The sequence below is a fragment of the Glycomyces tarimensis genome (assembly GCF_054776215.1).
Window position 1 is genome coordinate 83,713 of the sequence record NZ_BAAHCB010000017.1, and the last position, 20,139, is coordinate 103,851.

At 67.8% G+C, this 20,139-nt stretch carries 20 protein-coding genes and 1 tRNA gene; 7 read left to right on the forward strand and 14 right to left on the reverse strand.

Features of this window, described 5'->3' with window-relative positions; genetic code table 11:
• Positions 1–75 precede the first annotated feature (75 nt).
• Entirely contained in the window at positions 76–2,187 is a 2,112-nt protein-coding gene (locus ACYVK3_RS13500) for a DUF4153 domain-containing protein (RefSeq protein ID WP_460497846.1), read from the forward strand.
• A 10-nt stretch (positions 2,188–2,197) separates the two neighbouring features.
• Here ACYVK3_RS13500 and ACYVK3_RS13505 read toward each other — a convergent pair whose 3' ends face one another.
• The 3 genes from ACYVK3_RS13505 to ACYVK3_RS13515 are packed head-to-tail and all read right to left on the reverse strand — an operon-like array spanning position 2,198 to position 5,509.
• A complete protein-coding gene (locus tag ACYVK3_RS13505; RefSeq protein ID WP_460497847.1) occupies positions 2,198–3,202 on the reverse strand; it encodes a uroporphyrinogen decarboxylase/cobalamine-independent methonine synthase family protein in 1,005 nt (334 codons plus the stop codon).
• Positions 3,195–4,331 (reverse strand): tRNA 2-thiouridine(34) synthase MnmA, encoded by a 1,137-nt coding sequence (gene mnmA / locus ACYVK3_RS13510; protein ID WP_460497869.1) that lies wholly within the window; start codon positions 4,329–4,331, stop codon positions 3,195–3,197. Before mnmA ends, ACYVK3_RS13505 begins: the two co-directional genes overlap by 8 nt.
• A gap of 20 nt (positions 4,332–4,351) precedes the next feature.
• Entirely contained in the window at positions 4,352–5,509 is a 1,158-nt protein-coding gene (locus ACYVK3_RS13515; protein WP_460497848.1) for a cysteine desulfurase family protein, read from the reverse strand.
• A 199-nt stretch (positions 5,510–5,708) separates the two neighbouring features.
• Here ACYVK3_RS13515 and ACYVK3_RS13520 point away from each other — a divergent pair, with 199 nt between their 5' ends.
• Positions 5,709–6,617, forward strand: a complete 909-nt coding sequence (locus ACYVK3_RS13520; RefSeq protein WP_460497849.1) for a hypothetical protein — start codon at positions 5,709–5,711, stop codon at positions 6,615–6,617.
• A 176-nt stretch (positions 6,618–6,793) separates the two neighbouring features.
• On the opposite strand, the gene ACYVK3_RS13525 is transcribed toward ACYVK3_RS13520, so the two are convergent.
• The 3 genes from ACYVK3_RS13525 to ACYVK3_RS13535 all read right to left on the reverse strand — a co-directional run bounded on the left by ACYVK3_RS13525 (position 6,794) and on the right by ACYVK3_RS13535 (position 9,225).
• On the reverse strand, positions 6,794–7,405 hold the full coding sequence (locus tag ACYVK3_RS13525; RefSeq protein WP_460497850.1) for a biotin transporter BioY: 612 nt from the start codon (positions 7,403–7,405) through the stop codon (positions 6,794–6,796).
• Positions 7,406–7,506: 101 nt separating this feature from the next.
• Positions 7,507–8,436, reverse strand: a complete 930-nt coding sequence (locus ACYVK3_RS13530; protein ID WP_460497851.1) for an electron transfer flavoprotein subunit alpha/FixB family protein — start codon at positions 8,434–8,436, stop codon at positions 7,507–7,509.
• A gap of 9 nt (positions 8,437–8,445) precedes the next feature.
• Complete coding sequence (locus ACYVK3_RS13535) at positions 8,446–9,225, reverse strand: electron transfer flavoprotein subunit beta/FixA family protein (RefSeq protein ID WP_460497852.1); 780 nt, start codon at positions 9,223–9,225, stop codon at positions 8,446–8,448.
• A gap of 116 nt (positions 9,226–9,341) precedes the next feature.
• On the opposite strand from ACYVK3_RS13535, the gene ACYVK3_RS13540 reads away from it, so the two are divergent.
• Complete coding sequence (locus ACYVK3_RS13540; RefSeq protein WP_460497853.1) at positions 9,342–9,671, forward strand: PLD nuclease N-terminal domain-containing protein; 330 nt, start codon at positions 9,342–9,344, stop codon at positions 9,669–9,671.
• A gap of 50 nt (positions 9,672–9,721) precedes the next feature.
• Here the strand turns inward: ACYVK3_RS13540 and clpX are convergent, their stop codons facing one another.
• The 4 genes from clpX to tig all read right to left on the reverse strand — a co-directional run bounded on the left by clpX (position 9,722) and on the right by tig (position 14,276).
• The gene (gene clpX, locus ACYVK3_RS13545; protein ID WP_460497854.1) at positions 9,722–11,026 is read right to left on the reverse strand and encodes an ATP-dependent Clp protease ATP-binding subunit ClpX; all 1,305 of its coding nucleotides are present in this window, start codon (positions 11,024–11,026) and stop codon (positions 9,722–9,724) included.
• A 292-nt stretch (positions 11,027–11,318) separates the two neighbouring features.
• Positions 11,319–11,981 (reverse strand): ATP-dependent Clp protease proteolytic subunit, encoded by a 663-nt coding sequence (locus ACYVK3_RS13550; protein WP_460497855.1) that lies wholly within the window; start codon positions 11,979–11,981, stop codon positions 11,319–11,321.
• A gap of 19 nt (positions 11,982–12,000) precedes the next feature.
• Positions 12,001–12,648 (reverse strand): ClpP family protease, encoded by a 648-nt coding sequence (locus ACYVK3_RS13555; RefSeq protein WP_460497856.1) that lies wholly within the window; start codon positions 12,646–12,648, stop codon positions 12,001–12,003.
• A 251-nt stretch (positions 12,649–12,899) separates the two neighbouring features.
• Positions 12,900–14,276 (reverse strand): trigger factor, encoded by a 1,377-nt coding sequence (gene tig / locus ACYVK3_RS13560; RefSeq protein ID WP_460497857.1) that lies wholly within the window; start codon positions 14,274–14,276, stop codon positions 12,900–12,902.
• 234 nt (positions 14,277–14,510) lie between these two features.
• Here tig and ACYVK3_RS13565 point away from each other — a divergent pair, with 234 nt between their 5' ends.
• The 4 genes from ACYVK3_RS13565 to ACYVK3_RS13580 all read left to right on the forward strand — a co-directional run bounded on the left by ACYVK3_RS13565 (position 14,511) and on the right by ACYVK3_RS13580 (position 16,771).
• Positions 14,511–15,179 (forward strand): ThuA domain-containing protein, encoded by a 669-nt coding sequence (locus tag ACYVK3_RS13565; RefSeq protein WP_460497858.1) that lies wholly within the window; start codon positions 14,511–14,513, stop codon positions 15,177–15,179.
• A 58-nt stretch (positions 15,180–15,237) separates the two neighbouring features.
• Positions 15,238–15,846 carry an HAD family hydrolase gene (locus tag ACYVK3_RS13570; RefSeq protein ID WP_460497859.1) on the forward strand — a complete coding sequence of 203 codons (609 nt, stop codon included), beginning with the start codon at positions 15,238–15,240 and terminating at the stop codon, positions 15,844–15,846.
• Positions 15,847–15,925: 79 nt separating this feature from the next.
• Positions 15,926–15,996: transfer RNA gene (locus ACYVK3_RS13575), tRNA-Gly, on the forward strand.
• A 544-nt stretch (positions 15,997–16,540) separates the two neighbouring features.
• Positions 16,541–16,771, forward strand: coding sequence for a hypothetical protein (locus tag ACYVK3_RS13580; protein ID WP_460497860.1), 231 nt, complete (start codon positions 16,541–16,543; stop codon positions 16,769–16,771).
• Positions 16,772–16,840: 69 nt separating this feature from the next.
• Here the strand turns inward: ACYVK3_RS13580 and ACYVK3_RS13585 are convergent, their stop codons facing one another.
• From ACYVK3_RS13585 to ACYVK3_RS13600, 4 genes are all read right to left on the reverse strand, one after another.
• Complete coding sequence (locus tag ACYVK3_RS13585) at positions 16,841–17,335, reverse strand: hypothetical protein (RefSeq protein WP_460497861.1); 495 nt, start codon at positions 17,333–17,335, stop codon at positions 16,841–16,843.
• Between the two features lie 70 nt (positions 17,336–17,405).
• Positions 17,406–18,113: a hypothetical protein gene (locus ACYVK3_RS13590; protein WP_460497862.1), complete on the reverse strand. Its 708-nt coding sequence runs from the start codon at positions 18,111–18,113 to the stop codon at positions 17,406–17,408.
• 326 nt (positions 18,114–18,439) lie between these two features.
• On the reverse strand, positions 18,440–18,796 hold the full coding sequence (locus tag ACYVK3_RS13595) for a hypothetical protein (protein ID WP_460497863.1): 357 nt from the start codon (positions 18,794–18,796) through the stop codon (positions 18,440–18,442).
• A 58-nt stretch (positions 18,797–18,854) separates the two neighbouring features.
• A protein-coding gene (locus ACYVK3_RS13600) for an IS5 family transposase (protein WP_460497864.1) occupies positions 18,855–19,657 on the reverse strand; the annotation gives its coding sequence in 2 pieces (ribosomal slippage) (positions 18,855–19,325 and positions 19,328–19,657; 801 coding nt in all).
• Positions 19,658–20,139: the final 482 nt, after the last annotated feature.

A 20,139-nucleotide genomic window follows, 5' to 3' on the forward strand; every position in this document is an offset into this window, starting at 1 on the left:
CCGCTCGCAATGCGGGCGACCTCGGCATTCACGCCTGTGCGCTATCCTCTGGGTCCTCCGACGAGAAAGCTTCACATGAGCAGTCCCGAAGTATCCCCCGAGGCTTCGCGGCCGGAGGACGCCGACCAGCGTCCCGTCGCGACACGCGTCGCGCACCACCCGTACAGCGGGCCGGTGTACGTGGGCCCTCCTCCCCCACTCGAGCCGGGCATTCCCAACACCGCCTGGAACCGGCCCGAGTCCGGTGCGCCGCAGCTCATTCTGCTGCTGACGGCGGCCGTGGCGGTGTTCGCGGGCTGGGCGGCGTTCCACACCGAGGGCGTCGGGATCGGCTTGGCGCTCACGGGCATCGGCACGATCGTCGTGCCGATGCTGGCCGGCGGTCGCGAGTGGCTGGGGGTGCGGCTGCCAGGTGCGGCACTGGTCGCATGCCTGTGGTCGGTGGCCGCGATCCGCGACGCCGGATGGATCGTGGCGCTGTGCTCGCTCGCCGCCGTGCTGCTCACGCCGCTGGTGCTGTCGCCGCCGAGCCGGTTCACCGGCGCGATGTGGGCGTTCCTGGGCTACCTGGAGGGGCTGGCGGACGCGTTCCGGTGGGCGAACGGCGGTATCCGGCGGCCGAGCAAGGGCGCCAATACGATGCGGAACCTGCGCGTCGCGGGGATCACCGCGGGCCTGCTGGCCGTCTTCGGCGGGCTCTTCGCCGCCGCCGACTCGAGTTTCGCGGCGCTCCTGACGGGCCTGGTGCCGGAGATCGACGCGGTGTCGCTGGTCCTGCGGTCGATGCTGGCGCTGTTCGTCTTCCCGACGGTGCTCTTGTGGGTCTACGTCGCCGTGGCCAAGCCGCGGTTCGATCCGGAGGCCCCGCCCGAGCCGAAGGCGGCCTCGCGATTCGAGATCGCGGTGCCGCTGGGTGCGTTGAATCTGCTGTTCATCGCGTTCATCGCGTTGCAGGCGCGGGTGCTGTACGGCGGCGACGACTACGTCATGGCGACGGCGGGACTGACGATGGCCGAGTACGCGCGCAGCGGGTTCTGGCAGTTGAGCGTGGTCGCGGTGCTGGCCTTGGCGGTCATCGCGGTGGCGGCGTGGAAGGCGCCGCGGCGGCGGCGCGGGGACCGATGGGCGGTGCGCATCCTGCTGGGCGGGCTGGGCGTCATGTCGCTGGCGGTGGTGGCCTCGGCGATGTTCCGCATGAGCCGGTACTTCGAGGCGTTCGGGCTCACCAGGATGCGCGTGTGGGTGTTCACCGTCGAGATCTGGCTGGCGGTCCTGTTCGTGCTGGTGCTGTTGTGCTGCTGGAAACTGCGAGCCACATGGCTTCCACGGGCGATCCTCGGATCGGGCGCGGCGGTGCTGCTGGGTCTGGCGGCGGTCAATCCCGACGGACTCATCGCCCGGTACAACGTGGAGCAGTTCGGTGGCACCGAGCAGTTCGACCTCCCCTACGCGTCGGGGCTGTCCGCCGACGCCGCCGAGGCGCTGAGCGGACTCGAAGGGGAGCAGCGCGACTGCGTCCTGGCGCTCTCCGGCTGGACGGGCGGAGGCGATCGCCCGGGGTTGGCCTGGAACCTCGGCAGCGCGCGGGCCGGGCAGGTCGATTTCGGCGAACCGGGCGAATGCGAAGGGTATGCGGGCCTCGGCGACGAGTTCGACTCCTCGCTCCTGGAGCCGGGAGGCGCTTCCGGGTCCGGCGCCGAGTTCTTCAGCGCCGACTCGTGCGAATGGATCGACCTGTCCGGGGCCGGGGAGCTGTTCGGCTCCGCCGAGGAGGGCATCGAGGCGGACCCGGCCTCGCAGTTCGGCGAGTTCGTCGGTCCGGACGATCCGGAGGGCGAGGCGCCCTACGCCTCGCTCGACTGCGGGTATTTCGGGCCCGCCACCGGCTATCTCATGCTGGAGGTCAGGCAGTGGTCCGATTGGAGCCGGGCGGAGGAGGCGCTCGTCCACGAGCGGACCGAGGCCGAAAGGGATGGTTACACGACCGCGGCTCTGGGCAGCGAGACCATGGCGGGGTTCACCGCCGCGCTCGACGAGGACGGCCGGTCCGGGTACACGTACATGTTCGCGGTCGACGACGTCACGTATGCGGCCAAGCTGGGCGGAGCGCCGGTCGACGCGTCGGCCCCGGCGATATGCGAGGACCTGACGTCCCAGATGGTCGAGATCTACAGCGAGTTCGCGTGAGCCGAGGCGCTCAGCCGCGGAGCCGCTTAGCGGCTTCGCGGCTCGTCTCCATCGCCGCTCGGGCGTAGTCGGGGCCCGCCGAGGCCATCCCGCAGGTCGTGGAGACGCTGATCTGCCCGGCGAGGCGCTCGGGCTCGAATCCGAGCCGGTTCCACAGGCCGGTGATCCGTTCTGCCGCCCGCTCGACCGCGTCGCGGCGCTCGGGGCCGGTCGCGGGGACGACCCCGGCGATGAGACGGCCGCCGGCGTCGAGGTACTCACCGAACTCGTCGACCGCCGCCACGTCGTCGAGGTCGAGCAGGGTCAAGTCGAGTGCGACCGCCGCGACGCCGGCCTCGGCCAGGAGCTTCAGCGGCACGCCCGGGGCGCAGCAGTGGACGACGACCGGGACGCCGACGCCGTCGACGACCTCGCGCAGCCGGTCGCGGGCGACCTCGGGCCGCACGTGGCGGTAGCAGTCGAGGCCCGACTCGGTGGGGACGCGGCCGGCCAGCGCGGCGGGCAGCGACGGCTCGTCGAGCTGGATCGACAGGTGCGCCTTCGGCAGGCGGGCCCGCGCGGACGCGGCGAAGTTCCGCAGTCCTTCGGTGAGGGAGCCGGTGAGGTCGGCCGCGGCGCCGTGGTCGGCGATCATGGCGCCGCCTGCGCGCCGCCACAGGTTCGCGGCCAGGGTCCAGGGGCCGACGGCGGTGACGCGGACCGGCCCGTCGGTGGTGTCGGCGACGTCGTGGAGCGCGTCGAGGTCGCGTTCGAGGAGATCGGCGGCACGGCGGGCGTCCCTGCCGGGCAGGTCGGCGATCTGCCAGCCGGAGGCCCACCATTGCACGGGGATGCCCACGAGGAGGGCGGCGCCGCGGCCGATCATGTCGGCACCGGGGCCTCGGGCGGGCAGTTCGGGCAGGTGGGGCCAGTCGGGCAGTTCGCCGAAGACGAGGCGGACGGCCTCACGGATGTCGGTGCCGGGCAGTGAGCCGACGCCGGTGGCGACACCGGAGGGCAGTGCGGCGTCAGACACCTGCGACCTCGACGGACTCGCCCACGCCGACGCCCGCGGAAGCGTCACTCTGCGTGGCCTCGATGGTGCCGGAGGCGATCACCGCGTCACCGAGTTCGGCGTCGGGGCCGTAGACGACCAAGGCCTGGCCTGCGGCGACGCCGTAGGCGGGCTTGGCGAGGCTCGCGGTCAGGCCGCCGTCCTCGACGGTGACGGTGGCCGGGTAGACCTCGCCGTGGGCGCGCAGCTGGACTTCGCATGGGAACGAGCCGGCGCGCTCGGTGCCGTCGAGCCATACGGGCGCGGCGGTGCGGATGCGGCCGATGCGCAGTGCTTCACGGGGGCCGACCTCGACGCGGTTGTCGACCGGGGTGATGGACAGGACGTAGCGCGGCTTGCCGTCGGCGGCCGGGACCTTGAGTCCGAGGCCGTGGCGCTGGCCGACGGTGAACTGGTGGGCGCCGTCGTGGCTGCCGAGGACCTCGCCGGTGGCGGCGTCGACGATGTCGCCCGTCTCAGAGCCGAGCCGGTTCTTGAGGAACCCGGAGGTGTCGCCGTCGGCGATGAAGCAGATGTCGTGGCTGTCGGGCTTGCGGGCCACGGCGAGGCCGCGTTCTTCGGCCTCGATGCGGACCTCGGCCTTGGGCGTGTCGCCGAGCGGGAACATGGAGTGGGCGAGCTGCTCGGGCGTGAGGACGGCGAGGACGTAGGACTGGTCCTTGCCGGTGTCGACGGCGCGGCGCAGCAGGCCGTCGTCGCCCTTGCGGGCGTAGTGGCCGGTGACGACGGCGTCGAAGCCGAGGGCCATGGCGCGGTCGAGGACGGCGGCGAACTTGATCTTCTCGTTGCAGCGCAGGCACGGGTTGGGGGTGCGACCGGCGGCGTATTCGGCGTAGAAGTCCTCGACGACGTCGTCGTGGAAGCGTTCGGCCATGTCCCACACGTAGAAGGGGATGCCGATGACGTCGGCGGCGCGGCGGGCGTCGCGGGAGTCCTCGATGGTGCAGCAGCCGCGGGCGCCGGTGCGGTAGGTCTGTGGGTTCTTGGACAGCGCCAGGTGGACGCCGGTGACGTCGTGCCCGGCCTCGACGGCTCGCGCGGCGGCGACCGCCGAGTCGACTCCGCCGCTCATGGCGGCCAGTACTCGCAGTTTCACACCCTCCACCATAACTAGGTCAGTCCGGCGGAGCGAGCGCGATCGACGGCTTCGGGGAGGGCGGTCACCAGGGCGTCGATGTCGTCCTTGTTGGTGGGCCAGCCGAGGGTGAACCGCAGGGAGGAGCGGGCGTCGTCCGCCCCGGCGCCCATGGCGAGGAGCACGTGGGAGGGCTGGGCGATGCCCGCCGAGCAGGCCGAGCCTGTGGCGCATTCGACACCGGAGGCGTCGAGGAGCATGAGGAGGGCGTCGCCTTCGCAGCCGGGGAACGAGAAGTGGGCGTTGCCGGGCAGGCGGTGCTCGGGATCACCGTTGTATATGGCGTCGGGCACGGCGGCGAGGACGCCGACGACGAGCGCGTCGCGCAGCTCGGCGAGGCGTTGGGATTCGGTCTCGCGGGTGCGGACGGCGTGGGTGACGGCTTCGGCCAGCGCGGCGATGCCGGGCACGTCCAGGGTGCCGGAGCGGATCTCGCGTTCTTGGCCGCCGCCGTGGAGCAGCGGCGTGCATTTGGTGTCGCGGCGCAGCAGGAGCGCGCCGGTGCCGGCCGGGCCGCCGAGCTTGTGACCGGAGAGGGCGAGGGCGTCGGCTTCGGAGGCGGCGAAGTCGACGGGGGCGTGGCCGACGGCTTGGACGGCGTCGGTGTGGACGGGGATGCCGTGCGGGGCCGCGAGGGCGACGATCTCCTCGATCGGCTCGAGGGTGCCGACCTCGTTGTTGGCCCACATGCAGGTGATGACGGTGATCTCGGCGGCGCGTTCGTCGAGGAGTTCGGCGAGGGCGTCGACCGAGACGCGGCCGAGCTTGTCGACGGGCAGCTCGGTGACGTCGGCGCCTTCGTGGTCGTCGAGCCAGGCGACGGCGTCGGCGACGGCGTGGTGCTCGATCGCGGTGGTGACGACGCGGTTGCGTCCGTCGGTGCGGCGTGCCCAGTGCAGGCCCTTGACGGCGAGATTGTCGGCCTCGGTGCCGGAGCCGGTGAAGATGATCTCGCTGGGTTTGGCGCCGAGGGCTTCGCCGATGCGTTCTCGGGATTCTTCGACGGTGCGGCGGGCCGCGCGTCCGGAGGCGTGGAGGGAGGAGGCGTTGCCGAGTTCACGGGCGGTGCGCACGTAGGCGTCGAGCGCCCCGGGGAGCATCGGCGTGGTTGCGGCGTGATCGAGATAGGCCATGGCCTCTCCAGTCTACGGCGCGGTCGGCATTTGCCGACCGGGGCGAGACCGCAGGTGGAGGGGCCATCACGGCCCCGCGATAGAATCTGACGAATCTTCGTAACCTTTTGCGGTCGCGGAGCGCTGACCGCCCCCTGAAAGCTGGGTCATACCAAGGCTGGGTCTTCCAAAGGCCGGGTCTTCAAAAGGAAGTGTGCCGATGTCGCCCGAACTCGCCGAAGCACTGCGCGCAGGGCCGTTCCACACAGCCCTGCGTGTCGCCATCCAATCCAGCGGTCTGGGCCTCGACCGGATCCGTCACCGTCTCGCCATGCGCGGCATCACGGTATCGACCACCAGCCTCTCGTACTGGCAGTCGGGACGAAGCCGCCCCGAGCGGGCCGAGTCGCTCGCCGCGGTCACGGCCCTGGAGGATTTGCTGGAGCTGCCGGCCGGGTCGCTGCGGGCCCTGCTGGGGCCGAAGCGCGCCCGGGGCCCTCGTTCGATCCGAGGCCAGCTCCCGCGGCCGGACGCGGTGCTCGGCGGTGACGCGGTGCGAGAGCTGTGCGACCAGGTCCCGGCATCCCGGGAGCACACGCTCGACATCCTCAGCCAGCAGGTGATCGTCCACGTCGACTCGCAGTTCGAGGAGTCGCTGTTCGAACTGTCGATGCTGGTGCGGGCCAGAAGGGACGACGTCGACCGCTACATCCTGCTGTACCGGGGCGACAAGGGCTGCGACATCGACGACATCGAGTTCAAGCCGGTGCGCGACTGCACGGTGCCCAATGTGCTCCGGCACGACGAAGCGCCGGTGGCGCTGGCGGAGATCGTGTTCGATCACCCGCTGCCGCAGGGCGCGACGCACCTGTTCGAGATCGTGGTGCAGGGCAACGGCGGAGTATCGACGGGGCACGGCAACGCGTTCCGCTACCCGGTGGACCACTATTCACTGCAGATCCGCTTCTCCCCCGACGCGATCCCGAGGCGGGTCTACCGCTTCGCGCAGTCGTCGCTGCAGCGCGAGAAGCGCGAGACCGGCGATCTCCAACTCGGCCCGGGGCGGACGGTGGCGCTGGCCGAGCCGGTGCCCAGGCCCGGAGCTCTCGGCATCGGCTGGGACGCTTAGACACGCGCCGGGGGCGCCTCCGGACCTTCGGAGGCGCCCCCGGATCGCGTCGCTCGGCCTTCCGCGTTGGGCGGTGCCACCCGCTGACGCGTCGCACTAACGCTCATTGCGACAGTGCCGCTTGTTCCGAGCCTCGCTAACGCTCGTTGCGACTGTGCCGCTTAGTCCGCGCCTCGCTAACGCTCGTTGCGGAAGCGGTTGACGGCCCACCAGGCGCCGGGCAGGAGTGCCGTAGCGGCGAGGAGCTTGATGAAGTCGCCGGCCAGGAACGGGACCATGCCGGCTTCGATCGCGGCGAGGGGGCTCAGGTCCGCCGCCACGGCGAGGTAGGGGACGCCGAAGGCGTACATGATGACGTTGCCGAGGACCATCAGGCCGATGGTGCGCGGCGCCGTGCGGTCGCCGCCGCGACCGGCGAGCCAGCCGACCACGACCGCGGCGACGAGGAAGCCGGGGATGTACCCGAAGCTCGGCATGGCCCAGCCCGAGGTGCCGTCGGTGAACCACGGCATGCCGGCCACGCCGGCGGCGAGGTAGACCGCGAGTGTCAGACCCGCGCGCAGCGGCCCGTAGGCGGCGCCGAGGAGCAGCACGGTGAACGTCGTCAGGACGAACGGGACCGGACTGATCTGCGGGATCGTGATCGCGACCTGGGCCGAGGCGCCGACGGCGGCGGCGCCGCCGAGGACGAGGACGGCGTCGCGGGCGAGCACTGCGGCACGCGAGGTGCCGGGCAGCACGTCGGCGAGTACGCGGGGCGCGGGGAGCGCGGCTGCTGGGGCGGCCATTGCGGATTCCTCCAACATCATCTGTAGGTTTCTCATAACGAGACGCTGTGTCGAAGCCTAACCCACAGTCGTTTCGGACCGATGACGCCCCAGCGAGCCGGTTACTTGCGCTTCTCGATCTCCTCGAGCACCTGCGGCAGCACCTCGAACAGGTCGCCCACGACACCGAAATCGGCCATGCCGAAGATCGGGGCGTCGGCGTCCTTGTTGACCGCGACGATGGTCTTCGAGGTCTGCATCCCGGCCCGGTGCTGGATCGCGCCGGAGACGCCGGCGGCGAAGTACAGCTGCGGGCTGACCGTCGTGCCGGTCTGCCCGACCTGGAACTTGTGCGGGTAGTACCCCGCGTCGGTGGCCGCGCGGGAGGCGCCGACGGCGGCGCCCATGGCGTCGGCGACGCGCTCGATGAGCGCGAAGTCCTCCGCCGAGCCCACGCCGCGGCCGCCGGAGACGACCACGTCGGCATCGGCCAGGCCGGGACGGTCCCCGGCGGGCTCGTCGATGCTCTCGGCGATGCGGACGCGCTTGTCGGACTCCGCGACCTCGGCCTCGACGGCCTCCACGGCCGGCTCGCCCGGGGCGGGCTCGGCGTCGGTGGTGCCGGCCTTGACCGTCGCGAGCGTGAAGCCCTTGGTGATCTTCGAGCTCGTGATGGTCGCGCCGGCGAAGATGTCCTGCTTGGCGACGCCCTCGGCGTCCAGGCCGGTGATGTCGGTGAGCAGACCGTTGTCGAGCGCGACGGCGACGCGGGCGGCCAGCGCCTTGCCCTCGTCGGTGCTCGGCAGCAGGAACGCGGCCGGCGCGGCCTTGCGGGCGAGGTCGGTCAGGACCGTCGCCTTGGGGTCGACGTAGTAGTCGTCGACGCCTTCGGCGCTGACGCGGTAGACCTTGGCGGCGCCGTATTCGCCGGCGAGTGCGGCGGATCGGTCGTCGAAGACGATCGCGGAGACGTCGCCCAGGGAGCGTCCGAGAGTCAGGACCTCGGCGGCGTGCTTGCCGGATTCGGGTACGTAGACGAGGATGTCAGCCATGGCGATCTCCTAGATGAACTTCTCGGCGGCGAGGTAGGCGGCGAGCTGGCGTCCGCCTTCGCCCTCATCGGTGACGATCTGGCCGGCGGTGCGCTCGGGCCGGTCGGTGGCGTTGAGCACCTCGGTGGTGGCGGCTCCCGCTCCGACCTCGCCCGGGTCGATGCCGAGGTCGGCGACGGTGAGCGTCTCGACGCTCTTGCGTTTGGCGGCCATGATGCCCTTGAGCGACGGGTAGCGCGGCGTGTTGATGGTGTCCCACACCGACACGACCGCGGGCAGGGACGCGGTGAGCACGTCGTAGCCGTTCTCGCGCTGGTGCTCCACTGTGATCGCGCCTTCGCCGTCGAGTTCGATCTTGCGGGCGCCGGTGGCGGCCGCGGCGCCGGTGCGGGCGGCGATCAGGTGCGGCATGACGCCCATGCCGGAGTCGGTGGACTCGGCGCCGGCGATGACGAGATCCCATTCGAGGCGGCCGAGCGCGGCGGCCAGGATCTTGGAGGTGGCCAGGGCGTCGGAGCCGGCCACGGTCTCGTCGCTGATGTGGATCGCCTTGTCGGCGCCCATCGCGAGCGTCTTGCGGACGGTCTCGGTCGCCTGGTCGGGCCCGAGCGTGAGGACCGTGACCTCGCCGCCGTGGGCCTCCTTGAGCTGGAGGGCGGCTTCGACGGCGTATTCGTCGAGTTCGCCCATGACGTTGTTGGCGCCGTTGCGGTCGACCCGCAGATCGGCGTCCAACTGTCTTGCCAGTCCCGAGTCCGGGACCTGTTTGACCAGAACCACGATGTTCATCGACAACCTCCGCAGAGTAGATGCGTCCGTGCTGAACTATATCTTATGAAGTTACCAGCGAGTAACACCCCGCGCCGCTGTTGGCCCTTCTGCTCGGAACAAGGCATGATGGGGATATGGTCCGCGCGCTGATCTTCCTCTTCCTCGTCCACCTGGCGCTGCTGATCGCGGCGGTGGCAGATTGCCTCGGCGGCGAGCAGTCGCCCCGAAAGCTGTCGCGCGGCTGGTGGGTGCTCATCATCGTGCTGCTGCCGGTCGCCGGGGCGGTGATGTGGTTCCTGCTCGGGCGAGCCAAACCCCAAGGCGGCCAGCGCGGTCCGGGACGTCCCGGCGCCGCCGGCGGCGGACCGAAGCGTCCGCGCGGCCCGGTCGCGCCCGACGACGACCCGGACTTCCTGCGGGACCTCGACAAGCAGCTGCGCGACGACGAGCGCAAGGAAGACTGAGAGCGAACGCGAAGCGGGGCCGGGCGGACGCCCGGCCCCGCTCGTCGTGTTCAGGCCGACTTCTCTCGACGCGGGCGGGAAGTGCGGCGGGGCGTGGCCTTGGTGCGCGGGACGAGCGTGGGATTGACGTTGCGGCGCACCACGTCGGCGGTGATGCGAACCTTCGCGACCTCGTCGGCGCGCGAAGGGATCTCGAACATGACCGGCTGAAGGACCTCTTCGAGTATCGCGCGCAGCCCCCGCGCGCCGGTGCCGCGCAGCAGGGCCGACTCGACGATCGGCTCCAAGGCGTCGTCGGCGAACTCGAGTTCGACGCCGTCGAGTTCGAGCAGGCGCTGGTACTGCTTGACCAGCGCGTTCTTCGGCTCGGTCAGGATGCGCAGCAGCGCCGGCTTGTCGAGGTGGTTCACGGTGGTGAGCACCGGCAGCCGCCCGACCATCTCGGGGATGAGCCCGTACTTGAGCAGGTCGTCGGGCATGATCTGGGAGACGATCGCGTCCTCGGCGTCGTCCTCGACCGAGCGCAGCGGTGCGGTGAAGCCGACGGTGCGCTTGCCGATGCGGTTCTCGATGATCTCTTCGATCCCGGCGAACGCGCCGCCGCAGATGAACAGGATGTTGGTGGTGTCTATCTGGATGTGCTCCTGGTGGGGGTGCTTGCGCCCGCCTTGCGGGGGCACCGACGCCACCGTGCCTTCCAGGATCTTGAGCAGGGCCTGCTGGACGCCCTCACCGGAGACGTCGCGGGTGATCGAGGGGTTGTCGGCCTTGCGGCCGGCCTTGTCGATCTCGTCGATGTAGATGATGCCGGTCTCGGCGCGCTTGACGTCGAAGTCGGCGGCCTGGATGAGCTTGAGGAGGATGTTCTCGACGTCCTCGCCGACGTAGCCGGCCTCGGTCAGGGCGGTGGCGTCGGCGATCGCGAACGGGACGTCCAGCATTCTGGCGAGCGTCTGGGCCAGGTGGGTCTTGCCCGAACCGGTGGGGCCGACCAGGAGGATGTTCGACTTCTGGAGCTCGACGTGGTCGGGGCCGGCCTTCGAGGAGCCGAGCTCGGCGAGCTGGACGCGCTTGTAGTGGTTGTAGACCGCGACGGCGAGGGAGCGTTTGGCGGAGTCCTGTCCGATGACCCACTGGTCGAGGAACTCGACGACCTCCTTGGGCTTGGGGAGGTCCTCCCAGGCCACTTCGGCTTCCTCGGCGAACTCTTCCTCGATGATCTCATTGCAAAGATCGATGCACTCATCGCAGATGTAGACGTTGTTCGGGCCCGCGATCAGCTTCCTGACCTGCCGCTGGGACTTCGAGCAGAACGAGCACTTCAAGATCTCACTGTCTCCCAGGCGTGGCGCCATCGCAGTTGCTCCTAAGATGCTCGGTTGATTCTGGACGAACCGGTGTCTCGATTCATTATTTCGCATTTGCAGTCGGAACGCCACCCACTGCAAGGTTTGCGGTCCGCGCATTGGCACAGGCGTTCGGCGGGCGAGCGGCCGTGGCAAGCGGTCGACTCGGCGCCAGCGCCACGGTACCCCGAGTGGGCGACGAAGGGAAGACGATCGTCCAGACGCGAGGATCCGTCGGGTGCGGGGCGCGGCGAACCGGCGGCTCTCCCGGCCCGCCGCGCCCCGGCGATACCGCATCGCCCTAAGAGGCGGCCGCCTCGGCGGGCAGTGCGTTCTTCTTGCGGTAGTTCAGGACGTTGTCGACCAGGCCGTAGGCCACGGCCTCCTCGGCGGTGAAGATCTTGTCGCGCTCGATGTCCTTGCGGACCCGGGCGAGGTCCTGTCCGGTGTGGCGGGCCAGCACCTTCTCCAGCTGGTCGCGCATGCGCATGATCTCGCGGGCCTGGATCTCCATGTCAGAGGCCTGGCCGAAGGTGCCCTCGGTGGCCGGCTGGTGGATGATCACGCGGGAGTTCGGCAGCGCGGTGCGCTTGCCCGGCGTGCCGGCGGCCAGCAGCACGGCGGCGGCCGATGCGGCCTGGCCCATGCACACGGTCTGAATGTCCGGGCGCACGTACTGCATCGTGTCGTAGATGGCCATGAGCGCCGTGAGCGAGCCGCCGGGCGAGTTGATGTACATGATGATGTCGCGCTCGGGGTCGTTGCCTTCGAGAACGATCAGCTGGCTCATGATGTCGTTGGCGGAGGTGTCGTCCACCGGTGAGCCGAGGAAGATGATCCGGTCCTCGAACATCTTGTTGTACGGGTTCATCTCCTTGACCCCGTACGACGTCTTCTCCGTGAACGACGGGACGATGTAGCGGGCCTGCTGGTGGGCCGGGCCGGAGTGGGCGTTGAATTCCATGTCGTTGATCCCCTCGTTCCTACTGGGAGTCGGCGGGGAGTTCGCTCACCCGCTGAACCACGTGGTCGATGAAGCCGTAGTCCTTCGCCTCGGAGGCGGTGAACCAGCGGTCGCGGTCGGAGTCGATCTCGATCTCCTCGACGTTGCGCCCGGTGTGGTGCGCGACGCGCTCCTGGAACATCTGCTTGGTGTAGAGCATCTGCTCGGCCAGGATCGCCACGTCCGATGCGGTGCCGCCGATGCCGCCCGAGGGCTGGTGCATCATGATGCGGGCGTGGGGCAAGGCGTAGCGCTTCCCGGCGGTGCCGGCGCACAGGAGCAGCTGGCCCATGGACGCGGCCATGCCCATGGCGACGGTGGCGACGTCGTTCTTGATGTACTGCATGGTGTCGTAGATGGCCATGCCGTCGTACACCGAGCCGCCGGGCGAGTTGATGTAGAGCTTGATGTCGCGCTCCGGGTCCTCGGCTTCGAGCAGGATGAGCTGCGCGCACAGCCGGTTGGCGATCTCGGAGTTCACCTCGGAGCCGAGGAAGATCACCCGTTCTTTGAGGAGACGGTCGAACACCATGTCGTCCAGCCCCGGAGAGCTCGCTCCGTTACCGCGAGCGGAGGGAAGGAAGACGTTCCTCTCCGGCTGCGAGGAGAATGGAATCGAATGCTCCATGTCTTGCACCTTCATTCTGTCTCGGCGATATGCACTCAGCTTTGCGGTTACCTCCCAGACCTTAGCCCGTCGCGGTGACGATCGGACGCGGCTGGGCTCCGTGTTCGCTCCGAGCGGAGCCGGGGCGCGCAGCCCGACCCCCTCCCCCGGCGTACCCGCCGGGGCGGCCCGCACTCGGTGTGCGACACGGCGACACGCGACGCGAAAGGGCCCACCGCATCGGCGGTGGGCCCGGACGAATCGGGTGGAAACTACTGCTCCTCGGTCGACTCCCCGGCGGCCTCGGCCTCGGCCTGGGCGCGGCCCGGGAACAGCTCGTCCTCGGTCAGCTCCTTGCCGTTGGCGTCGACGATCGTCGCTTCCTTGACGACCTCTTCGAGGGCCAGCTGCTGACGCAGGTTCGCGGCGATCTGCTGGAGACCGCCGTTGCCGCGCAGCTGGTCGACGAACTGCTGGAACTGCTCCTGCGGGACGCCGCGCTGCTGCGCCTGGCGAACCACCTCGGAGGTCATGAGCTCGCCGGAGACCTCCAGCTGCTTCTCCTGGGCGATGCGGCCCAGGATGATGGACTGGCGCAGGTTCGACTCGACGTCCTTGCGGAGGTCGGCCTCGAACTCCTCGGCGGTCTTCTCGATCGCGGCGAGGTAGTCCTCGAAACTGCCGGCCATCTGCGTGACCTGCTCTTGGAGGTGGCTCCGGGTGTGCTCGATCTCGTCGGTGACGGTCTTCTCCGGCAGCGGCAGCTCGACCGCGTCGAGGAGGGCCTCGAGGGTCTTGGCGCGGGCCTCGGAGGCCTTGCCGGAGTCGGCCTGCTGCTCCAGGCGCTCGCGGGTGGCCTCGCGCAGCTCCTCGAGGGTGTCGTGCGGGCTCGACATCTCGGCGAACTCGTCGTCGAGCTCGGGCAGCTCGCGCTCCTTGACCTGGTCGACGCGGATCTCCACGTCGGCGGTCTGGCCCTCCTGCTCGCCGGCCAGCTGGGACTGGATGGTCTTCTCGTCGCCGGCCTTCATGCCGATGAGCGCCTCGTCCAGGCCGTCGAGCAGATTGCCCGAGCCGACCTCATGGCTCATGCCGGTGACCGAGCCGCCCTCGACCTCTTCGCCGTCCTGCGTGGCCTTGAGGTCCACGACGACGAAGTCGCCTTCGGCGGCGGGGCGCTCGACGGTCTTGAGCGAGGAGAAGCGCAGACGCTGCGACTCGAGGTCGGCGTCGATGTCCTCCTCGGAGACGTCGTCGGCTTCGACGGTGACCTTGATGGTCGCGAAGTCGGGCAGATCGAAGGACGGGGTCACATCGGTTTCGACGACGAACTCGAACGGCTCACCCTCCTCGATGGGCTTCACATCGGTGAGCTCGGGGCGGCCGAGGGCGTTGACATCGTTCTCGGTGACGGCCTTGGTGAGGTTGTCCTGCACCGCCGGGTCCATCGCCTGGGCGTAGACCGCCTCGCGGCCGACGCGCTGGTCGATGACCGGGCGGGGGGCCTTGCCCGGGCGGAAACCGGGGACGCGGATCTGCTGCCCGACCGACTTGTACGCCTCATTGATGTACGGCGCCAGCTCCTCGAACGGCACCTCGACCGACAGCCGCACCCTGGTCGGGCTCAGGGTCTCGACAGTGCTCTTCACAGGCGTACTCCTAGATCAAGTTCGCTTAATTGCTCTTGCGTGAATGCGGAGGCTCATAGAACATGCAGAATCCACCCCCGCACTGACCGAGTCTAGGTCGTCCCTGGCAGGCCACCCCGCCGGGTGTGGTCGATATCGCCACAGGTCACCAGGAGGCGGCAGTGCGGACTGGGGGCCGCGAGGCGGATCGTCATCACTTAGACTCTTCCGTGCAACCGCTATCCAGGAGGATTCATGGCTTCCCCCGCCATCTTGCTGTTCAGCAAGACCACAGGCTTCCGGCACGATTCCATCCCCGCCGGGATAGCGGCGCTCAAGGACATCGCCCACGACATGGGCTACCACGCGGAGCACACCGAGGACACCGACGTCTACGACCCGGCCGCGCTCGCCGACTTCAGCGCGATCGTCTGGCTCTCCACCTCAGGAGACGTCCTCGACGAACTGGGCAGGGCGGCGCTGGCCGACTACGTCACCGGGGGCGGGGGCTGGTGCGGAATCCACGCCGCCTCCACGGCCGAGCGCTCATGGCCGTACTTCCGCCAGATCGTGGGGGCGCGCTTCATCGGCCACCCTCCCGGCTGCACCGAGGGCCGCATCGAAGTCGCAGACGCCGCCCACCCCGCCACGGCGCATCTGCCGAAGGCATGGGTCTGGACCGACGAGTGGTACAGCTTCGACGAGCGGCCCACCGACGTCGAGGTCCTCCTGCGAGTCGACGAATCCAGCTATGACACGGCCGACCTGGCGATGGGGGAGCCGCACCCCCTCGCCTGGCACCGCCGACTCGAATCGGGCCGCTGCTTCTACACCGCGCTGGGCCACGACGCCGCCGCCTATGAGCACCCGCTCTTCCTGCGCCATATTCGGGGCGGGCTTGCGAGCGTCCTTCCCAAGCAGTGAGATGAACCACGTTATGCTGTGAGACCAACCGCACCCGATCCCCGACGAGGTGGTCTCCTTGGCCGACGGCATCCGCGTCATCCTGACCGACATCGGTTCCGTACTGTTCAAGTTCGATCCCGAACGCCGCTTCGAACTCCTCACCGAGCGAACCGGCGTCATCCGGGGCGAGCTGGTGGACCGGCTGTTCGACTCGGGTTTCGAGGAACGCTGCGAGGCCGGCGAGTTCACCTCCGAGCAGATCCGCGACCGCATCGCAGACGACATCGGATTCGACGGGGACACCGACGAGCTCAGCCGTGTCTGGACCTCCGCGTTCGAACTCGACCACAAGGTCCTGGAAGCCCTGACCGCTTCGGGCCACACGCTGGCGATCTTCTCCAACAACGGGCCGCTGTTCGCCGACTACTTCGACGCGCGCTTCCCCGAGGCCGCCAAATGGTTCCGCCACCGCTTCTTCGCCTGCCGCCTGAAGGCCCGCAAACCCGAGCCGGGCGCCTTCGCACTGGTCGAAGAACACCTCGAGGCCGCGCTCTCCGCGGCCCCGCATCAACTGCTCTTCATCGACGACAACCGCGAGAACACGGCGGCCGCCGCCGAACGAGGCTGGCAGGTACACACCTTCACCAGCGCCGATGCCCTCCGCAGCGTCATCGCGAACACCTGACACCACCACATCGCGGGTTCCTTGCAGCGGCGAATCACCGCACGCTAAAATCGTTCCCGGTCCGCCACGAGCGGCCCGCGCGGGCGTAGCTTAATGGTAAAGCCTTGGTCTTCCAAACCAATGACGCGAGTTCGATTCTCGTCGCCCGCTCAGCCCCCTGACCAGGGAAAACGCCCCCGGTTCCGATCGCATGGTCGAACCGGGAGCGTTTGGGTAGTCAGGGTAGTCACGCAGGTAGTCGGCGACCATGTGCCACCGATGGCGACCGGTGGCAAGATTTCGAGGCTGGTTCGAGGTGGAAACCGAACCCGTGTCTATGTGGACAGACAGGGAACTCCGCCCCGACAACCAGCCGTTCAACGCCGCGTCAGACCCGACCCCACGACTCCTCCATTGGCCTGGAAACCAACGCCCTTGGAGCCAAGCCGTCCTCAAGGGGGATGCGATGAAGGCTGCGTTTGCTCACTATCGAGCCGTAGAGGCGACCTTCCAGTCTGTGGAAAACTCGCGGCGCGCAGCTCCTGCGCGGATACCTCTAAAGATGCTTGGAACCCCTCGCAAATATCCCTGCAACTGGCCGCGGTGGCGGATCGCCGGAGGAATCTACTCGACCGACACCGCCAGTTTGTCTCGCCGGCGTTTGAATGGCTCCCGCCCTCCTTCGAGGACGCCCCACCGCCACCTCACCCTCGCGATGACGGCCTACCTGATCGGCGCCCTCACCACGATCGGGCTCCGCCCACACCTTGACGACGACGACCTCGAACCCTTGAGCCTGCCCGAGACCGCGCACCTGGTCGCACTGCTACTGCTGACCGTCCGCCGCACCACGGTCTTCATCCTCTCCTGGTCCACATGGCGCAGACGAAGGAATAAACGCGCCAGGATAAGCCATTACCGCAGGCGAGAGCACCCGACACCATGACCAACACACTTCACGGCTGGAGTACTAATTCTTTGACAGCTCCCTGGCCGGAAACAGGACGGTTTCGGGTCAATATTTGACTGAAATGAGGTAGAAACTCCAACAGATTACGGATCCACCGACTGCGCCCACATAGAGAACGGCAAGCCCGACCCCTATCGAACCAATCATGATCAGGCCTAGCGACATCGACATCAAGAGCACGGATATAAGACTTGCATAATAGCCCGTCCTACCACCGACTCCATCCTTTTTGCTGAACGCCTTGGATCTGCAATAGAGGCGGGCTATGTAATTGGAACCGTCTGGAACGTCGCATGAAAGGGGGATCAAATAGCCTCCTTGCGTCGACAGGCGAGAATATACGATATCACTCACCACTGCCGCCACGGCCAGCCCGACAACGGCGCCAAGCAACAGAAATCCGATTCGGGTATGAACATCCGCCTCGACCACTCTCACTTGCAATGCAGCCACTATTGAAATTTCAATAGTGAAGAGCATGCTATTGAACACCCATGCAGAGAGCGCCCGTGTCGCTCGTCCCCTCAATCTGTCAGCCACGAAGCGTCCAATCCATGACAAGGTGGATCGAAAAGTCTGGTCGGTTCTTCAGCCCTTCCATCAAGGCCCCTCACGACCAGTGGTCCTCGATAAGGCCGTCTGCGCAGCTCGGGCCCCACAATCCGACTGCCGCCCCAGCCATCGCTCCAGCACCAGCGGCCAGTCCGCCGGTCGCCGCAAACCCGATGTATCCACCTATACCAGCGCCGATCAGGACACCCGCATCGTTGACCAACTGCGGGACGTGTCCGTAGTTCTCATTTGCGACAATATTGTCTACGCATGATTCGACATACGGGCCAACGTACTTATCGTACTCCTGCGTCAGTGACATCTTCACCTCTCGCAGCTCTTCTTCGTAATCGCCGTGCCATTGGTAGTCGCCGCCGGGATGAGCCTGGTCGCAGTCCCATCGGCTCGCATAGCACACGAGTTCGTCGGGATCAAATTCCGGCTGGCCTCCACCGGTCACGTGCTCGCAATCGCCGCAGCCTGGTCCGTTTTGGTTCCCGGTGCCGTTGCCGCACTGCCGCTCCCACCGCGCGGTGTTGTCGGCGGGCAGGTCGGCGATCGTTAGCACGTTCCCGGCGTCATCGTAGGAATACCGGACGTCCGCTACGGTGGGCATAGATGTCTCGTGGTCGAAGGTGAATCGTGTGAGCCGTCTCGTGGTTTCCTCGTACTGGTAGCCCTGGTAGGCGAACTTGTTGTTGTAACTCGAGTTCAGCCGCCTCGTCTGGATCTCTCCGAATGGCGTGTAGGTCGCGTCGTCGACCACGGCTACGTTAGTGCCCTCGATGTCGGAGAGGATTCGTTTCTGATTCCCGACCTCGTCGTAGGAGTACTGCGGGATTTGGGGGGGGAACCGTTCCCATCGGTGTATAGGCGCGGGCCGCGACCTGGCCGTTCTCGTTGAAGGCCTGGCTGGTGTAGTAGTAGCCGGCGAGGTCCCCTTCAACGTCCGGGATGGCAATCTCGGTGGCGGTGACGCGGCCTGCGTCGTCATAGGAGTAGATCGAGGTGGTGTATTCGGCGCCGTCAACGTGGCGTGTCGAGGTGGCGAGCAGACCCTTGCCGCCGTCGACGGTGTCATAAGAGCTGGTTTCAAGAATCGACTGAGTGGTCGCGTTCGGCTAGAAATTCGTCGATGAGTCCGAACAAGATCTTGAGCGCATGCTCGTCCTCCTCCTCAGTGAGTGCGTCGGAGACATGGTCCTTGTCGGGGAACGCCAGTTGCAGCACGATCGAGGTCCATGCCAGCGGTGAAGAATGTCCGAGGCGGGCTAGCAGCCAGTCCCGGATGCCATCGAGCCCAGGGCCGCCGGCGCGCTGCGATCCGAGGTCATAACCGTTGAGGAACTGGGCCATGCGCTCGTAGGTGGCTCTGCCCGTGAACAAGCCTGGCCGTTGAGCGATGAGGGCCAGATACTCGCGGTCTGTCAGTGTGTTGGGGTCGAGCATGAGTGTCCTTGGAAGCAGGGGTCAGCGGAGGCGCTCAGGATATCGCTGGAGGTGCTTGTCATCGGGCCCGCGGCAAGCGTCGCCAGCAGACGAGGGCGGCAGCGAGTTTAGTGAATCCCTGGTGCATGAACAGGTGCCGGTCCCACTGGACGGCGAGGCGTTTGAACTGGTGAAGATGGGCGATGGCCTGTTCCACCACCCAGCGGATACTGCCGAGTCCGATGATCTTCTTCCGCCCGCGCTGCGGGATGATCGGCTCGATGCGCTTGGAGCGCAACCAGTCGCGGAAGGCAGCCGAGTCATAGCCGCCATCGGCCAGAATCACCTCGGGCCTACGACGCGGGCGACCTACCCGGCCCGCGACGGGCGGTATCGCTTCGACCAGGTCCTGGGCGACCTTGATATCTGGTACGTTCCCTGCGGTGGTCATGACCGCAAGCGGGATGCCGGTCGAGTCGCAGGTGATGTGGTGCTTCGTGCCGGGGCGGCCGCGGTCCACCGGCGAGGGCCCAGTTCCCTCGCCCCTTTTTTGGCCCTGACATGCGAGCCGTCGAGGCAGACCGTGGACCAGTCGATCTCGCCGAGCGAGTGCAACTCAGCGAGCAGGAGCTGGTGGAGGCGTTCCCAGACTTCGGCCTCGCACCAGCGGCGGAACCGCCGCCAGCAGGTAATGCCGGACCCGAATCCGAGCTCGGGCGGCAGATGCTTCCAGTTGATCCCGGTATAGAGCACGAACAGTATGCCCTGCAAGCACTTTCGGTCGTCCAACGGGACCGGAACCCGCTTACCCGGCCGGTGGACCGGCAGCAGCGCCTCGATCCGGCTCCATAGTTCGTCATCGACCTCCCACGGCTTCGCCATGCCCGATCAACGAGCGCACCGAAGACCCAGTGCCGCACAACCAGTGCGTCGACCGGGGAACTTGAAACCAGCTCTTAGAACCGGTAGTCGGACACAGAGCTGGCCCGGTTATGTCATGGACCTACGCAAGCTCGGCGAAGTGTCCGGACCGGCCAAGTCTCCAGCGCAGCCACCGCAGCCGGGGAGACGGAGCTTCGTGAGGCCCGTCGGCCTCGGTCAACCGAGCCAGACCGGCATTGAGATTAAGCGCCTGCCCCGCCGCGTTTCCGCCTCGCGTTCCGAGGCGCGACGCTAGGTACCGTTCCATACCGGGAACCCTATGCAAAAGCCTCCTTCGAGTGATGTCGGTACAGCTGGAGCTTGATCACGGTTTGCAGGGTCCGGTCGGCCTTGCGGAGCGGTCGGCGGTAGCCGGTGGTAAGGATCTTCCAGGATCGGAGGTGGGCGATGCCCTGCTCGATGATCCAACGGCGTCGGTTGAC

Coding starts and splice junctions, on each gene's coding strand:
- ACYVK3_RS13500 (WP_460497846.1), top strand. CDS start 76: ATGAGCAGTCCCGAAGTATCCCCCGAGGCTTCGCGGCCGGAGGACGCC.
- ACYVK3_RS13580 (WP_460497860.1), top strand. CDS start 16,541: ATGACGGCCTACCTGATCGGCGCCCTCACCACGATCGGGCTCCGCCCA.
- ACYVK3_RS13515 (WP_460497848.1), bottom strand. CDS start 5,509: ATGGCCTATCTCGATCACGCCGCAACCACGCCGATGCTCCCCGGGGCG.
- clpX (WP_460497854.1), bottom strand. CDS start 11,026: ATGGCGCCACGCCTGGGAGACAGTGAGATCTTGAAGTGCTCGTTCTGC.
- ACYVK3_RS13555 (WP_460497856.1), bottom strand. CDS start 12,648: ATGGAGCATTCGATTCCATTCTCCTCGCAGCCGGAGAGGAACGTCTTC.
- ACYVK3_RS13530 (WP_460497851.1), bottom strand. CDS start 8,436: ATGGCTGACATCCTCGTCTACGTACCCGAATCCGGCAAGCACGCCGCC.
- ACYVK3_RS13565 (WP_460497858.1), top strand. CDS start 14,511: ATGGCTTCCCCCGCCATCTTGCTGTTCAGCAAGACCACAGGCTTCCGG.
- ACYVK3_RS13550 (WP_460497855.1), bottom strand. CDS start 11,981: ATGGAATTCAACGCCCACTCCGGCCCGGCCCACCAGCAGGCCCGCTAC.
- ACYVK3_RS13520 (WP_460497849.1), top strand. CDS start 5,709: ATGTCGCCCGAACTCGCCGAAGCACTGCGCGCAGGGCCGTTCCACACA.
- ACYVK3_RS13595 (WP_460497863.1), bottom strand. CDS start 18,796: ATGCTCGACCCCAACACACTGACAGACCGCGAGTATCTGGCCCTCATC.
- ACYVK3_RS13525 (WP_460497850.1), bottom strand. CDS start 7,405: ATGGCCGCCCCAGCAGCCGCGCTCCCCGCGCCCCGCGTACTCGCCGAC.
- ACYVK3_RS13535 (WP_460497852.1), bottom strand. CDS start 9,225: ATGAACATCGTGGTTCTGGTCAAACAGGTCCCGGACTCGGGACTGGCA.
- ACYVK3_RS13540 (WP_460497853.1), top strand. CDS start 9,342: ATGGTCCGCGCGCTGATCTTCCTCTTCCTCGTCCACCTGGCGCTGCTG.